A 15,779-nucleotide genomic window follows, 5' to 3' on the forward strand; every position below is an offset into this window, starting at 1 on the left:
TAGCAGTTAGTATACATGAAAACTCAGCAGCTTTAAGGCTGCTGAGCTTGTTTTTAATGGCTTTTATCACTTAAAGCGATGCCTTCGCGGCGCGGATCAGCTGCGCCATAAAGTTTACCGTCTTTAACTTCAACAGCATGTAAACCAGAGTTTAAATCTAGGATACGAACTGTGTGTCCACGGTTAACAAATTCAGCTTCGGCGTTGGCAAGCTCAGTACCCTTTTCGAGACTTGTGTAATTATTGCGATTAGTAATGCGCGGTAAATTAATGGCTGTTTGTGCATCTAAGTTCCAATCAAGCACACCCACAACTACTTGAGCTACATAATCAATGATACGGCTACCTCCCGGTGAACCAACCACTAAACGTAAGCTGCCGTCTTTGTTAAACACCATGACTGGCGACATTGAACTACGCGGGCGTTTACCTGCTTCAACGCGATTAGCTAATGGCTTACCATTTTTGGTAGGCGATAAAGCAAAATCTGTTAGTTGATTGTTTAAAATATACCCGTTCACCATTACTGTTGAACCAAACGCCATTTCAATAGAGCTGGTCATCGAAACCGCATTACCTTGGCTATCAACAATCGATACATGAGTTGTTGATGGTAATTCATAAGCATCATCTTGCGCATACGCAAGTGAGTTTGGCGGTGTGCCTGCTTCTGCGTGAGCGTCTTTTTCAGAAATAAGCTTTGCACGACCTGCAAGGTAGTCTTTATCGAGTAATCCTTGTGTAGGGATTGGCATAAAGTCAGGGTCGCCCATATACACGTTGCGATCAGCAAACGCTAAACGCGATGCTTGGGTAAAGTAATGCAATGCTTGAACAGAGTTTGGTTTAAGTTTAGCCATGTCTTTATGTTCAAGTAAGGCTAAAATCTGTAATACAGCTACACCACCACTACTTGGTGGTGCCATTGAGCACACTTCGTATTGGCGATAATCAACACACACAGGTGCACGCTCTTTACTTTTGTAATTAGCTAAGTCTTCAACCGTTAAAGTACCCGGTGCAACTGCTGAGTTTTGCACTGCATGCACAAGTTCTTTGGCGTTTTCACCTTTATAGAAAGCATCAATGCCTTGTTTCGCAATATCTTTATAAAGCGCGGCAAGTTCAGGGTTCTTTTTGACCGTACCTACAGCAAGCGGTTTACCATTTGGGAAAAAGTAGTCACGAATAACAGGTAGCTTAGTAACCCCTGGGTTTAATTCTTTAGCCAATAATTGATGTAAACGCGGCGACACGATAAAGCCTTTATCAGCCAATTCAATGGCAGGGCCAAACAAGGTTTGCCACTCTAACTTGCCGTAACGTTTATGGGCGGTGGCAAATGCGTCTAAAATACCTGGAACACCAACAGAACGACCACCTACAACGGCTTCAATCCATTTCACAGCTTTACCGTGCTTATCTAAAAAGAGTGTTTCATCAGCATTGCTTGGTGCGGTTTCGCGGCCATCAAAGCTAGTTAGGCTTTTGCTTTTGCTGTCGAAGTACATCATAAATGTACCACCACCGATACCCGACGATTGCGGTTCTACCAGTGTAAGTACTAATTGCGTTGCAATGGCTGCATCTACTGCTGAGCCGCCTAGCTCAAGCATTTTTTGGCCAGCTTTTACTGCATAAGGGTTTGCTGCAGCGACCATGTACTTATCGCCTTCAACAACCTGTTTATGAGCAAAGCCTGTAGCAGCTTCAGGTTCGCGTGTTTCAATTTTTGCAGGGGTTGCAAAAATAGCCGTTGAATAAATTAATGAGGTGGACAGAGCTAACAGCGCTTTGGTTTTGAATAACATAAATAAACTTAATCCCGTAGTGTATTTGGCATCTTAAAATTAAACGTGCACAATAGGCGACAATCTCAGATACAACAAAAATAACATGATAAACCTGCCCCTGAAACTAGAATATATTCTGCCGCCATTGTGTTTAGTAATACTAAGTTCCTTATTTGCTACTTTTAACTTAAATGAACATCTCGAATTTAACCGTGAGTTAGTTGCAAATGGTGAATTTTGGCGCATTTTCACTAGTCAATTTGTGCACGCAAATTGGCCCCATTTAGGTTTAAATTGTGCCGGAATTTTATTAATTTGGGCGCTACACGCTGAGCATACAAGCCCTGCTCGCTATGCGTTTAATATTGCCATTCTTGCACTGTGGTGTGGCTTAGGTGTGTGGCTATTTTGCCCAGATATCCAAATTTACACCGGATTAAGTGCCCTACTGCACGGTGTGATCATTTGGGGTGCAGTCAAAGATGTACAAGCAGGCATGTTTTCAGGCTGGTTATTGTTTGCTGGCACCTGGGCTAAAGTGATTTGGGAGCAAGTCGCAGGCCCGAGTGAATCGGTGAGTCAGTTAATCGCCTCTAATGTTGCCATCGATGCCCACTTTATCGGCGCAATTGGCGGCACACTGTTGGCTTTGCCTGTCTACATAAAAATAATAAAAAAGCGCGGGTAACCTTACTCGCTCTTTACAACTGCTCTTTGTTAACTAGAAAAAAGGAATTTTAAATGAATGAAAATAAAGGACATATTTACCTTCGCATTATCCTATTTTGCCTTTACGGGCCATTGCTGCTTGGCATTTTAAGATCATATATTAATTTAAATTTTGTATCACCAAGGTATATGAGTGATGTTTCTCAGGTAATAAATGTAATTATACTTGGCTCATCTATTTTGGGCTTTACATTATTGCTAATGAAATACCAAGAAGTTAGATCGCTTTTTAAAAATAGAATAATTGCCAACACACTAATTATAATCAGCTTTTTGTATGCTTGCTTGATATTCCTTGCTGCGGGGTTAGTTGTTTTTTTGGATGCACCTTTCGGTTCAAATAAAGATTACATTTATCATGAGCAAACATTTAATAACCGTACTTTTTATGTTTATACGGCAGACCCTGGAGCTTTTGGAACTGCTCACCATTATGTGTATTTAAAGTGTCCTGCTTCGTTTAATCGCTATGAATTGGAGTTAATAGCTAATCTATCATGGATGAGAGACTATAAAATGAGTTTAGAGGCTGATAATTTAATTTTTGAAAACGACTCAGAGGAAGGTAAGACTGTACTCGATGTGAGTGAATTTTACTGCAAATAACCCCTTTTGGATAAGTTCTATTACAAACAAAAACAGCCACTTAAAGTGGCTGTTTTTAATTTACGCTATTGATTAAAGCGTTTCTTTAAATAGCTTATGAATACGGCGGTATTCATCTAACCAGCTTGATGGTTGTACAAAACCATGTGGTTCAACTGGGAAGATAGCTGTTTCAAAGTTCTCTTTTTCTAGCTCAATTAAGCGCTGTACTAAGCGTACTGAGTCTTGGAAGAATACATTGTCATCAACCATAGGCGCATTAATTAATAAATGGCTCTTAAGACCTTCAGCAAAGTAAATTGGTGAGCTCTTTTCATAGGCAATCGGGTCAACATCTGGGTGGTTTAAGATGTTAGACGTGTAAGGACCATTGTAGTGAGCCCAATCAGTTACCGGACGAAGTGCAGCACCTGCTTTGAATAAATCAGGTTGTGTGAATAGCGCCATAAACGTCATGAAACCACCGTAAGAGCCACCATAGGTACCTACAGCTTGTGTATCAACGTTTGCGTTGTCTGCCATCCAGCTTACACCGTCTGCTAAATCTTGGATCTCAGGTGTACCCATTTGACGGTAAATAGCTGTACGCCAATCACGGCCGTAACCTTTCGATGCACGGTAGTCCATGTCCATTACAACGTAGCCTTCTGAAGCAAGTAGTGAATGGAACATAAACTCACGGAAGTAACCAGACCAACCCATGTGTGAGTTTTGTAGGTAACCAGCACCGTGGTTAAAGATAACCGCTTTACGGTTTTTACCTGTTTCGCCTTCTTTATAATCAGCTGGGTAATATACTTTTGCGTAAATTGGCTGATCAGTGTGGCTTGAAGGCACAGCAACAATCTTAGGTGCAATTAGCTTCTTCGCTAAGAACTCATCAGATACTGTATGCGTTAACTGCGTCGCTTGAGTATTTGCTTTTGCATCAGCAACATAAAGCTCAGGCGGCGACATAATTTTTGAGTGAGTTAGCAATAGTTTGCTTTCATCTGGGCTTAACTGGTAATCAGTCATACCATCAAGGTTTGTTACTTGCTCAGATTCACCGTTTGCAGGGTTTACACGATAGATTTCGTAAAGACCCGGGTGCTCAACGTTAGCTTTGTAGTAAATCGCCGAGTTATCAGCCGTTAACGTTAAGTTAGAAACAACAAATTGGCCTTTAGTAAGCTGCGTTGCTTTACCGTTTAAAGGCTTTTTGTAAATGTGGCTGAAACCAGACTCTTCAGATAAGAAGTAAAGCGTGTCTGAGTTGTTCAACCAACCAAAATCGTTGTATGCATAGTTAACCCACGCATCGTCATGCAGACGGTGCTGTGAAACCAGTTTATTGTTTTGTGTATCAACAGTCGCTAACCAACGGTCTTTGTTGTCCCATGCTTCAAGCATAAGTGCCACTTTTGAACCATCGGTGTTCCATTGGATTGCACTTTGGTCCCAACCCCAATCCATCATTAAGTTGATGGCACGTGGTGCTTTTTCAGACTTATAAGTTTTACCATCACGGGCGTAGTTTTCTTTCTTAACAGCTGCAAGTACGTCTTCATCAAAACCAGGTAAGGTATCGAATGCAAGCGTTGTTTGCTCGCCTGATTTAAGATCGATGTAAACAACGTCTGAGCTGATTGGTTTTTCATCAGCAACACGACGGCGTACTTTTTCTGCTTTTACGCGTGCATCATCGGCAATGTAATTAGGCATGATATCGCCTTCATCGCGCCATGAACGGCTTTCTGTGGTTACTGCAACAAGTGCTTGGCCATTTGGTGAAAGCTGTACATCTGCTAAACGCTTACCTTTACCTAAATAAAACTGTGCATTAGCAATGCTGTCGTTTTGCTCGTTGATTTGTGCTTTACGCTCTTCGCGATCTTTTTTGTTTTTGTGCGTCAGCGCAATGTAATCAATTAGTTTGTGCTGCTCTTTTGCAATGTAAGTGTCTGGCTCTTGTACACCTTTAGGTGCATCGTCTAGGTGTAAGTTAACTAATTCAACTTGACGACCCGTTGCTAAATCAACTTTATAAAATGCATTAGCTTGGCGATATGCAAGGCTACCATCAGTTAAAAACTGTGGTTTTGATTGCTGTGCGCTATCGTGAGTGATTTGTGTAATTTGCCCAGTGCTTAGGTTTTTGACGAAGATATTACCTTCAAATGCATAAGCCTGTTGCTTTTTATCTGCAGAATAAACGGCATTTTTAGCGCCTACAGTGTGCAGTTTATTTAACGCTAATTGTGATGCAGATTGGCTATTTACCGCTTGAATGTATAAATCGCGTAACTCATTGCCTTGTTGCTTTTGTGCATAAACGATGCTGTTAGAATCACCGTTCCAGAAAGCACGCTCAGGCTGACGGCCTAACCAATCAGGGTGAGCCATTGCTTGCTCTAACGTGATTTCAGCTGAACCTGTATCAGCAGGAGTAGCAACAACTGGTGCTACATTGGTAACTTGTTCTTCAGAAGGCGTTGAGGCGGTTGATTGACAACCTGCTAGCATGAAGCTAGATGCGACTGCGAGAGCCACTAACGTTTTATTAGCAGTGGTTTTGAATTTCATAGTGCTTCTTACGGGTTATTATAATTCGCCCTATTTAAGCAGAAGCACTGATGAAATAGCAATTTTTATAGGATAAACAGCCAAAGTTTTCCGTTTAATAACAGCTTATTTTAAGCTGATATCAAGCCATACCATACGGTGATCAGATGATGCGTTACGATCTCTAATTAAACGGAACAGTTCAGAGTTTTTCTGTGGCCAAAAAACCCCACCATCGTTTATCTCAATACCATAATTTGATGGTAAAACGTAATCAGCACGAGCCTGCCAATAAGCGGTATAGTTTTTAGCGTAATCTTCTTTATACGATTCTTTAGCGCCTTTGCTTGTTGGTGTAAATGAGGTATTCACTAATGGATTTTTTAAAATTTGGTCTGTGGTATTCGGGCGTGCCTTACCCCCTTCTGGCGCAGCATTTAAGTCACCAACAATAACAAAGCGGCTTTTCGCTTTTAAGCCTCCTTTTTGACCTTTGTCATCGTAAATGTAGTTAGCATTGTTGATGTAATCTGCAACTAGGCGTACTTCGTCGTGGTTACGCTTACCGTTGCGGTCTTCGTCACCATCAAAAACAGGCGGCGTTGGGTGCGATGCAAGCAAATGAAACGTTTTGCCTTTTACATCTATTGGTAAGTCCCAAAAAGACTTAGAGCTTAGGTGAATTGCTTGCCACTCTTCAGCTGAATACCAGTTTTTACCTGTTTTAGGGTCGATAGGCATTTGTGCATTTGGCATATCTTTGTATTTGAATGTTTGTAATGTACGCGCTTTATCTAAATCGATTGGGTAGCGCGACAATACTGCCATTGCATAATGCCCCTCAAAGAAGCCAAAGCCGTGTGCGTCACCTTTGTAATGCCCCTTTACACCATCGTTGTCTAGGTCAAACTCAGTAGGTAAACCAGTGTTAACAGGTGCAATAAAGTAATACGGGTAATCGATGGCAACCTGCTTATTTTGCGATACTTGCAGGTAGTTTTTACGAAATACGTTAATCCCTTTGTCGGCATCAATATAATCAAACTCATTGAGTAAAATAACATCAGGTCTTACGCGCTGAATAATTTCGGCAATGTTACGAATTTGCTGGTGGTTGCTGGCTAATGCTTTACTTAAAGCATCTTTATCTATTGCTTCGCCTTTTTTAGCATAGTTAGTTGCATCCATACTCACATTAAAGGTAGCAACACGTAAATCAGCAGCCGATACATTGTTAGCAAATAAGCCTACAGCCAGTGCTAATGAAGAAGTTAATAAAGCGTTTTTCATGAAATAAATCCGTCTACTATAAGTAGTAAAATAATACTGCTGACAATGATCCATAAAATCATCGCCATGATAAAAGGTTTAATGCCCGCTTGTTTTAAGACTGAAATAGATAAACCACTACCAATCAAAAATAAGGTCATTACTAAAACTTGTTTAGCACCAACATTGAGTGCATGCCACAGTGTTTGATACTCAGGAAAGCTCGAATTAATTAGCGCAGCCGCTAAAAAACCAAATATAAACAATGGGATGCTGGCTTTTTCATCCGATTTCCAAAACACTCCCGCGATGCTCGTGTAAGGGATTATCCACATCGCTCTGGTCAGTTTAATGGTTGTGGCAATAGCAAGCGCTGATGCGCCATAAGCGGCTGAAGCCCCCACTACACTACTGGTGTCGTGAATAGCAAGTGCAGCCCAAACACCGAATTGTTGCTCAGTCAGGCCAAAGTAATGACCAATCATTGGGAATAACACTAAGCCAAGGGCGTTTAATAAAAACACCACAGCGAGTGAGATAGCTACTTCGTGATCTTTGGCCTTTATAACTGGTGCCATTGCAGCAATGGCGCTACCACCACAAATGGCAGTACCAAATGAAATAAGTACACCGGTGTTTTTATTTAACTTAAATAACTGAGATAAAATTTCACCAAGGCCAATAATCGCGGTAATACTGACAATAGTAAGCACAATAGAGCTGCGCCCTACTTCTATTACTTGATTAAAATCAACAGCAAAACCTAAGCCAATCACCGCCAACTTTAGCATCCATTTACTCATTTTTTGTGACTGTGCTGAAAATGGATTACCCAATATCATGGCAAATAAAGCACCGACGACAAGTGCCGTTGCAGAGCCAACAAATGGTAATGCTGATACTAAAAATAGTGCAATAAAAAGAACTTGTTTTGGGCGTTCGGCTATCACAACGGCGCTCTGATCAGTTTATTGGTTAGCTTATGCACCACAGGTGCAACAAAAATAACGGTAGGAAATGCCACACAAAATGCAAAAGCCCATGCTTTAAGCCAAATGGTTGCAATGTTATCGATTAAACCAACGTTAAAGATGCTGATCACTAAAGACATAAATCCAGACATAAACAGCGCCATAAAGAACGCAAATACGACTGTTCTAAATCGAGGATGTAACATAACGAACTAATATTAATATAAAAATATTAGTCTATAGCAAGATGACCCTGACGCAAGTGCTTTGAGACAAGAGGTACAAAATTAGCGAAGTTTGTGGGTAATACCAATTCGCTTAATTAAGTAGTCTATTTTGAGGCAAGAAAACCTTGTTGATAACAAGGCAAAAATTTCGTTATTTAGTTATTCTAAATGAGAAATTTTTAACGCAGGTAGCGACAGGTTTAATCCCTCAAAATGATTAAGTATTATTGCGGATTGGTATGAGTTATAGAGATTAAAAAGCCGAGATAAACTCGGCTTTTAAGAATTTAAACTGATTAGTTTAAAATAAGTTGAGTGCTGGTAGCTGCTACACCTGGGTAGTCTTGCTCTGGCAAAATTTCAGCCAGTGCCGCTAAACGCTCACCTAATTGGTGAAGGTTATCAGCCGATACATTGATATGACCCATCTTACGACCCGGTTTAGCCGTTTTACCATACCAGTGACTTGTAACGTCTTGCGTTGCCAGTACTGAGTGTGGGATTGAAGGCTGACCTAATACATTGATCATCGCAGTAGGACGAAGACACTCTGTACTACCTAATGGTAGACCTGCAACAGCGCGCATGTGGTTTTCGAACTGTGAGCAATGTGTACCCTGCTGTGTCCAGTGACCAGAGTTATGAACGCGTGGCGCAATTTCGTTAACTAATAACGTACCTTGTACATCAAAAAACTCAATCGCTAATACACCCACATAGTCAAGTTCTTGCGCTAACTTGTTAAATGCAAGCTCTGCTTGTTCTTGAATTGCTGCTTTTTCTTTACCGGCAACTGAAAGCGTAAGTACACCATTGGTGTGTTGGTTTTCAGTTAATGGATAAATAACTGTGTTACCCGCTTTGTCGCGAGCACCAATGATAGATACTTCACGGTCAAATGGGATCATCTTTTCAGCGATAATAGAATGCGGCGCACTTTCAGTGCCTGAAGCTATGAAATCTGCCATTTCTGACCAGATTTGGTCAATTTGATCATCAGACTTTAAGCGCCATTGCCCTTTACCATCGTAACCCGCTTGGCAAGTTTTGATCACAAGTGGCTTGCCTAAACGCTCTACAGCAGCAATAAGGTGCGCTTTTTCTGTAATTAATTGGTAAGGCGCACATTCAACATTTGTTTTATCAAGTAATGCTTTTTCAAGTGCGCGGTCGCCACCTGTTTTAATTGCCGCTTTACCCGGATAAAACTTATTGCTTTGACAACATAATGTAAGTACATCATCAGGAATGTGTTCAAACTCTGCTGTAATCGCGTCTGCGTTATCAATAGCTTGTTGTAATGTGCTGTTATGAACTTCACCAGTTAATGGGTGAATGATTTTTTCACTACCCACATCGTAGGCAACAACATTTAAATCAAGCGGTGCACCCGCTAAGCTCATCATGCGAGCTAACTGACCTGCACCTAAAATTAGAATATTCATATTACTCTGCAGGATTAGGGTTAGCTAAAATAGTGTCTGTTTGTTCTTTACGGAAAGCTTCTACTTTTGCGAAGATTTCAGGCTGTTGGCAACCTAAAATTTGTGCCGCTAAAAGGCCAGCATTTGCAGCGCCTGCTTCACCAATAGCAAGAGTACCTACAGCAACACCTTTAGGCATTTGGCAGATAGATAATAACGAATCAACACCATTAAGTGTTTTAGACTTAACTGGTACACCTAAAACTGGTAGTGATGTAAACGCCGCAGCCATACCTGGTAAGTGCGCAGCACCACCGGCACCTGCAATAATAATTTTAATGCCGCGATCTGCAGCTGAACTTGCATAGTCAGCAAGTAATTGAGGGGTACGGTGAGCAGAAACAACTTTAGTTTCGTATTCAATGCCGAATTTTTCTAGCATTAACGCCGCATGTTCCATCGTTGGCCAGTCTGATTTGGAACCCATAATAATGCCAACAGTCATAAATACACCTCAGTAAATTGTTTTCTAAAAAAGCGGACTTTTGTCCTTATTTTGTGGCGGGTATTATATACCCAAACCACATCAAGATGCGACTCTAGAAGCACAAAAAAGCCATGACATGCATGGCTTTTAATCACTCATCAGCTAATTAAGCTTCTTTGCTTGCTAGGTACTCAGTGTATGTACCTTTAAAGTCGATAACTTTGCCGTCTTTGATTTCCCAAATACGGTTTGCAAGCGATGATACAAATTGTCTATCGTGTGATACGAACAACAAAGTCCCTTCGTATGCTTCAAGTGCTAAGTTAAGCGCCTCGATAGATTCCATATCCATATGGTTAGTTGGCTCATCCATTAATAAGATGTTTGGTTTATGCATCATAATTTTGCCAAACAGCATACGGCCTTGCTCACCACCTGAAATCACTTTTACTGACTTTTTGATATCGTTTTGTGAAAACAGCATACGACCTAAGAAACTACGAACAACTTGCTCGTCGTCACCTTCTTGTTGCCATTGTTCCATCCACTCAAATAAGTTCATGTCTTGTTCGAACTCGTCAGCATGGTCTTGTGCGTAATAACCGATATTAGCGTTATCAGACCATTTAAATTCACCTTGTTTTGGTGCTAAACGACCAGCAAGGGTATTTAATAGTGTGGTTTTACCAACACCGTTCTCACCGATAATTGCAATGCGCTCGCCTACTTCAACTAGGCCTTCAAGGCCGCTGAATAATGTTTCGTCAAAGCCTTGTGTTAAATTTGTTAGCTCTAAGGCATTACGGAATAACTGCTTTTCTTGCTCAAAACGAATAAACGGGCTTTGACGAGAAGATGCTTTAACTTCTTCAAGCTGAATTTTATCAATTTGTTTAGCACGTGATGTTGCTTGCTTTGCTTTTGAAGCGTTCGCAGAGAAGCGCGATACGAACTGTTGAAGTTCTGCAATTTGGCTTTTCTTCTTCGCATTTTCGCTTAGTAGACGCTCACGAGCTTGCGTAGCTGCAAACATGTACTCATCGTAGTTACCCGGGTAAATACGAAGCTCACCGTAATCGATGTCAGCCATGTGTGTACATACTGAGTTTAAGAAGTGACGGTCGTGCGAAATAATGATCATGGTGCAGTCGCGCTGGTTTAGCACGTCTTCTAGCCACTTGATTGTGTAGATGTCCAAGTTATTGGTAGGTTCATCAAGTAACATGATATCTGGATCAGAAAACAGCACCTGTGCAAGTAACACACGCAGTTTAAAACCCGGCGCAATTTCTGACATAGGGCCGTAGTGTTGCTCTGTGCCAATACCTACACCAATTAGTAACTCACCTGCTTTAGCTTCTGCTGAGTAACCATCCATTTCGGCAAATTCAGTTTCTAGATCTGCTACGCGCATACCGTCTTCTTCGCTCATCTCAGGTAAGCTGTAAATACGGTCACGTTCTTTTTTTACTTCCCACAGCTCTTTATGACCCATGATCACTGTGTCGATTACAGAAAACTCTTCGTAAGCAAACTGGTCTTGGTTTAGTTTAGCAATACGCTCGTTTGGATCTGTGCTGACATTACCTGAAGATGGCTCTAGTTCACCACTTAAGATTTTCATGAAGGTTGATTTACCACAGCCATTCGCACCGATTAAACCGTAACGGTTACCATCGCCAAATTTTGCTGAGATATTTTCGAATAAAGGTTTAGCACCAAATTGCATGGTGATATTAGCTGTACTAATGATAGCGGTACCCTCCAGCGGGTAAAAAGTAAAAACGAAACTGCGGGCAATTTTAAACTAAAGCCGCTTGGCACGCCATGAAAGTTTAATTAAATACACTTGCTAATTTTACAGGCTCATCACTATCGTCTACCTTTAATGAGCGCGCTCATTTATATATATGAGCACGCTCACTTTTAAAATAACCAAATAAAAACAGCAGGTTAAAAATGAGCAAACATGGCGATACTCACCAACGTATTTTAGAGGCGGCTTGGCGACTCTTTACTGAACAAGGGTTTAACGATACTTCAACGCGGCAAATTTCAGCAGCAAGTAACATAGCGGTTGGCACCTTGTTTAATCATTTTGCTGATAAAGTAGCTATTTTAGAAGCCTGCCTCGAAGATAAATTTAATGATGTGTTAGAGCGCGCAAAAGAAACCGATATTCACCGCCCTGCTCGCTTAAAGATTAATCATTACGCACAATATTTTTATCAGTTTTATTGTTTACATCACCGCTTTTATAAAGTGCTTTTTAGCCAGCGATTATTTTCGCAATCATTCCAGCAACAACACATGGAATTAATTCAATCATTGGTTTTTGCCGACCAACCGCAATTTAATAAAGTAAAAGCAGCTATATTACTCGACTGCTATTTTATGACCTTGTTGTATGGTTTAGGCGCCGAAAACCCAAACACTAAACTCATGCTCAGAACGCTAAGTCAGAAGGTGTCTATTTTTTAGGCTTAGCATTTTTTGATTAGTATCCTTGAAAAAGACCAGTTGAAATTTTGGATAATCAATTCTCAGAAAGTTCGTATTTTAATTGCTTTTCCGTTTAATACTCCTTCCTCGCTTTAATTATCTAATTACTTTAGTTATCTTTCGACTTTAGGGACATGCTACATGTAAGGATATATATGAAAAAAGCTCTTCTATACACATTCATCGCCAGTATCACCAGCATTCCAAGTGCACATGCAATCGAAATATATAAGGATGATCAAAATAGTGTAAAAATTGGTGGCTATATCAATGCTAGGGTTATTGCTACACAAGGCGAAACTGAAGTTGTTAATGGCGTTTCACGAATTAATTTTGATTTTACCCGTAAACTGCAAAATGATTGGGAAGCAATTACTCTACTAGAATGGGGGATCAACCCAGTAGGCAGTAATGACATTGTGTACAATAACCGCTTTGAAACTGTACAAGATGAATTTTTGTATAACCGCCTAGGTTATGTTGGCATAAAACACGATAAATATGGTCAGATTACCTTTGGTAAGCAATGGAGTACTTGGTATGACGTTGTTTACAACACTAACTACAGCTTAGTGTGGGATGGTAATGCAGCTGGAGTATACACCTATAACAAAGGTGATGGTGGTGTGAACGGTACTGGCCGGTCAGATAAAACAGTACAATATAGGAATAGTTTCGGTAACCTACACGTTGCTATTCAGGCGCAGTTGAAGACAGATGATTTTTATACCTGTGATATTGTTGATATTTCACGAAGTGCTTGCCAAGCACTTTGGAATGAAGGTACTGATAGTGCAGCACAAAGAGTAGAGTTTAACTCAACGTATGGCGCAGCCCTTACCTATTATTTAAATGACAATTTGAAACTTTCTGCCGGTGTAAACCGTGGTCAATTTGATATTATTTATGCAACAGGACGCGATCAATCAGTCACAGATTTAATTTATGGTGCAAGTGTTACATTTGGAGAGTTTGATAATCTTGGTTGGTATGCATCAGCAAATATTAACAGAAATGAAAATCATGATACTGATAATTTAGGTCGATTAATAAATGAGGCAATTGGTTCTGAGTCGATATTAAGTTATCGTTTCGAGAATAATCTTCGAACATTTCTTGCTTATAACGTCTATGATGCAGGAGATAACTACGTTATCCAACCAAACTTCAACGCTGATCCAAATGATGTATTCAAACGTCAATTTGCTGTTTTAGGTTTTCATTATTTTATGGGCGACCAAAACCTTATATACATCGAAGCCCGTAAAGATTTAAGCGACTTTTCGAGTGCTGACGCAGAGCAAGAAGCACAAATGTCAGAGACTGAGGATGATGGCTTTGCTATAGGGTTTCATTACAGTTTGTAGTTAAGATAAACATTGAAGGCCCACTTTGGTGGGCTTTTCCTACACGTGCTATTTTATGACCCTTTTATATAATTTAGGCGTCACCCACCCAACCCCAAACTACTACATAGAAAATAGGACATAAGGTGACTATTTTTTAGACTTATTAACTCATTGATAATTCGACACAGTGAACCTAAAGTGAATAATTTTTCCTCAATGTAGGTTTGTTGCATGATAATTTTTCACTTTTGACCCTATTTTAGCTTTGATAATCTCCGTCTCTTAACCAAATTACACCTATTAGGGACAATATTTAATCAAGGTACTCTATGAAAAGAACACACACTGCCTTATTTGTTGCAGGTATGCTTACTATACCTACAGCCAATGCCATCGAGATCTATTCAGATCAAACCAATAGCGTTACTGTTGGTGGCTTTATCGATGCAAGAGTTATTAATACTCAAGGCGAAACTGAGGTAGTAAATGGTGCATCACGCATCAATTTTGATTTTAAGCGCCAATTAAAAAATGGCTGGCAAGCTTTTGCTTTACTTGAATGGGGTGTAAACCCTGTTGGTAGTAGTGATATCGTTTACAACAATCGCTTTGAAACAATTCAAGATGAGTTTTTATATAACCGTTTAGGCTATGTTGGCCTTAAACATGACGATTATGGCCAAGTGACAATAGGTAAACAATGGGGTGCATGGTACGACGTTGTTTATAACACCAACTACAGCTTAGTGTGGGATGGAAATGCTGCAGGTGTTTATACCTACAATAAAGATGATGGTGCTGTGAATGGCACAGGTCGCGGCGATAAAGTACTGCAGTATCGAAATACCTGGGGTGATTTTCATTTAGCGCTTCAAGCACAGCTAAAATCTGATGAATTTTATACCTGTGATATCGTTGATATTTCAAGAAGCTCTTGTGAAGTACTTTGGAACCAAGGCAACAACGCTGCACAAAAAGTAGAATTTAACTCGACTTATGGCGCCGCACTCACCTACTCGGTTAGCCCTAATTTAAAAGTCACTGCCGGTGTTAACCGCGGCCAGTTCGATATTGTGTATGCTGGTGGCAGAAATCAATCAGTAAACGATTTAATTTATGGTATGGGCATTACCTATGGTGATTTTTATAAAACAGGTTGGTATGCATCAGCAAATATAAATAAAAACGAAAACCACGATACAGACAACTTAGGCCGCTTAATAGAGGATGCTGTTGGTCTAGAGTCTATTTTAAGCTATCGCTTTGATAATGACATTCGTACCTTTGTTGCCTATAACGTATATGATGCAGGTAGTGACTATGTTATTCAGCCAAACTTTAATGCCGACCCAGAAGATGTGTTTAAACGCCAATTTGTAGTAATTGGTGCACATTATTTTATGGCAGAAGACACCATTTTATATATCGAAGCCCGTAAAGATTTTAGCGACTTTTCGAGTAATGACGCTGAGCAAGAAGCACAGATGTCACAAACCGAAGATGACGGTATTGCCATTGGTTTTAATTACACTTTGTAGTTACGATAAACACTAAGCCCACTATTGTGGGCTTTTTTATAATCTAATTGCACAATTTCAAGATTGTTCGCAATATCAATCAACGTCTGCTATTACTTAACAACCATAAAACTAAAATACGTCAATATTTGAGGTTGTTGTGTCTAACAAGAAAAAGTTAATTCTACTTTCATCAATTTCTAGCGTTTCGTTTATGCTCTTTCACTGGCTAACAAATGTCAGAGAATCGGATACGGTATTTGGTGTTAGTTCCGATTTATCGGGTGGTTTAGTAATGGGCTTTGCTATTGGTGTGATGCTAGTTACATTAAGCACATTTAAGTTAAACAAGCCTTAAGTG

Annotated in this window: 14 protein-coding genes; 6 read left to right on the forward strand and 8 right to left on the reverse strand. The window is 40.2% G+C overall.

Annotation, left to right across the window (positions count from 1 at the left end):
* Positions 1-53: 53 nt before the first annotated feature.
* Positions 54-1,811, reverse strand: a complete 1,758-nt coding sequence (gene ggt / locus KQP93_RS08890) for a gamma-glutamyltransferase (protein WP_217874085.1) — start codon at positions 1,809-1,811, stop codon at positions 54-56.
* An 85-nt stretch (positions 1,812-1,896) separates the two neighbouring features.
* On the opposite strand from ggt, the gene rrtA reads away from it, so the two are divergent.
* Positions 1,897-2,481 (forward strand): rhombosortase, encoded by a 585-nt coding sequence (gene rrtA / locus KQP93_RS08895; protein WP_217874086.1) that lies wholly within the window; start codon positions 1,897-1,899, stop codon positions 2,479-2,481.
* 53 nt (positions 2,482-2,534) lie between these two features.
* Positions 2,535-3,128 (forward strand): hypothetical protein, encoded by a 594-nt coding sequence (locus KQP93_RS08900; RefSeq protein WP_217874087.1) that lies wholly within the window; start codon positions 2,535-2,537, stop codon positions 3,126-3,128.
* Positions 3,129-3,200: 72 nt separating this feature from the next.
* Here KQP93_RS08900 and KQP93_RS08905 read toward each other — a convergent pair whose 3' ends face one another.
* The 7 genes from KQP93_RS08905 to KQP93_RS08935 form a co-directional block, all read right to left on the reverse strand.
* Entirely contained in the window at positions 3,201-5,693 is a 2,493-nt protein-coding gene (locus KQP93_RS08905) for a S9 family peptidase (protein WP_217874088.1), read from the reverse strand.
* Positions 5,694-5,798: 105 nt separating this feature from the next.
* Entirely contained in the window at positions 5,799-6,962 is a 1,164-nt protein-coding gene (locus KQP93_RS08910) for an endonuclease/exonuclease/phosphatase family protein (protein WP_217874089.1), read from the reverse strand.
* Positions 6,959-7,891, reverse strand: a complete 933-nt coding sequence (locus KQP93_RS08915) for a YeiH family protein (RefSeq protein WP_217874090.1) — start codon at positions 7,889-7,891, stop codon at positions 6,959-6,961. The genes KQP93_RS08910 and KQP93_RS08915 overlap by 4 nt, the downstream gene beginning before the upstream one ends.
* A complete protein-coding gene (locus KQP93_RS08920) occupies positions 7,888-8,118 on the reverse strand; it encodes a DUF2798 domain-containing protein (protein ID WP_054561456.1) in 231 nt (76 codons plus the stop codon). The genes KQP93_RS08915 and KQP93_RS08920 overlap by 4 nt, the downstream gene beginning before the upstream one ends.
* A 317-nt stretch (positions 8,119-8,435) precedes the next feature.
* Positions 8,436-9,584: a 5-(carboxyamino)imidazole ribonucleotide synthase gene (locus tag KQP93_RS08925; RefSeq protein ID WP_217874091.1), complete on the reverse strand. Its 1,149-nt coding sequence runs from the start codon at positions 9,582-9,584 to the stop codon at positions 8,436-8,438.
* Between the two features lies 1 nt (position 9,585).
* Positions 9,586-10,068, reverse strand: coding sequence for a 5-(carboxyamino)imidazole ribonucleotide mutase (purE, locus tag KQP93_RS08930; RefSeq protein WP_054553887.1), 483 nt, complete (start codon positions 10,066-10,068; stop codon positions 9,586-9,588).
* A 148-nt stretch (positions 10,069-10,216) separates the two neighbouring features.
* Positions 10,217-11,803 (reverse strand): ABC-F family ATPase, encoded by a 1,587-nt coding sequence (locus KQP93_RS08935; RefSeq protein WP_217876768.1) that lies wholly within the window; start codon positions 11,801-11,803, stop codon positions 10,217-10,219.
* Between the two features lie 206 nt (positions 11,804-12,009).
* Between KQP93_RS08935 and KQP93_RS08940 the strand changes: the two genes are divergently transcribed.
* From KQP93_RS08940 to KQP93_RS08955, 4 genes are all read left to right on the forward strand, one after another.
* Positions 12,010-12,531, forward strand: a complete 522-nt coding sequence (locus KQP93_RS08940) for a TetR/AcrR family transcriptional regulator (RefSeq protein ID WP_217874092.1) — start codon at positions 12,010-12,012, stop codon at positions 12,529-12,531.
* A 176-nt stretch (positions 12,532-12,707) separates the two neighbouring features.
* Positions 12,708-13,919, forward strand: a complete 1,212-nt coding sequence (locus KQP93_RS08945; RefSeq protein ID WP_217874093.1) for a porin — start codon at positions 12,708-12,710, stop codon at positions 13,917-13,919.
* Between the two features lie 311 nt (positions 13,920-14,230).
* A complete protein-coding gene (locus KQP93_RS08950) occupies positions 14,231-15,439 on the forward strand; it encodes a porin (protein WP_217874094.1) in 1,209 nt (402 codons plus the stop codon).
* A 139-nt stretch (positions 15,440-15,578) separates the two neighbouring features.
* A complete protein-coding gene (locus KQP93_RS08955) occupies positions 15,579-15,776 on the forward strand; it encodes a hypothetical protein (RefSeq protein ID WP_217874095.1) in 198 nt (65 codons plus the stop codon).
* The last annotated feature ends 3 nt before the right edge of the window (positions 15,777-15,779 follow it).

Origin of the sequence: Pseudoalteromonas shioyasakiensis (assembly GCF_019134595.1) — a bacterium.
GTDB classification, from domain to species: domain Bacteria; phylum Pseudomonadota; class Gammaproteobacteria; order Enterobacterales; family Alteromonadaceae; genus Pseudoalteromonas; species Pseudoalteromonas shioyasakiensis_A.

Excerpts from the sequence above, each read along its gene's own strand:
- KQP93_RS08940 (WP_217874092.1), top strand. The coding sequence starts at position 12,010 with ATGAGCAAACATGGCGATACTCACCAACGTATTTTAGAGGCGGCTTGG.
- KQP93_RS08950 (WP_217874094.1), top strand. The coding sequence starts at position 14,231 with ATGAAAAGAACACACACTGCCTTATTTGTTGCAGGTATGCTTACTATA.
- KQP93_RS08900 (WP_217874087.1), top strand. The coding sequence starts at position 2,535 with ATGAATGAAAATAAAGGACATATTTACCTTCGCATTATCCTATTTTGC.
- KQP93_RS08905 (WP_217874088.1), bottom strand. The coding sequence starts at position 5,693 with ATGAAATTCAAAACCACTGCTAATAAAACGTTAGTGGCTCTCGCAGTC.
- KQP93_RS08925 (WP_217874091.1), bottom strand. The coding sequence starts at position 9,584 with ATGAATATTCTAATTTTAGGTGCAGGTCAGTTAGCTCGCATGATGAGC.
- KQP93_RS08945 (WP_217874093.1), top strand. The coding sequence starts at position 12,708 with ATGAAAAAAGCTCTTCTATACACATTCATCGCCAGTATCACCAGCATT.
- KQP93_RS08920 (WP_054561456.1), bottom strand. The coding sequence starts at position 8,118 with ATGTTACATCCTCGATTTAGAACAGTCGTATTTGCGTTCTTTATGGCG.
- KQP93_RS08910 (WP_217874089.1), bottom strand. The coding sequence starts at position 6,962 with ATGAAAAACGCTTTATTAACTTCTTCATTAGCACTGGCTGTAGGCTTA.
- purE (WP_054553887.1), bottom strand. The coding sequence starts at position 10,068 with ATGACTGTTGGCATTATTATGGGTTCCAAATCAGACTGGCCAACGATG.
- rrtA (WP_217874086.1), top strand. The coding sequence starts at position 1,897 with ATGATAAACCTGCCCCTGAAACTAGAATATATTCTGCCGCCATTGTGT.
- ggt (WP_217874085.1), bottom strand. The coding sequence starts at position 1,811 with ATGTTATTCAAAACCAAAGCGCTGTTAGCTCTGTCCACCTCATTAATT.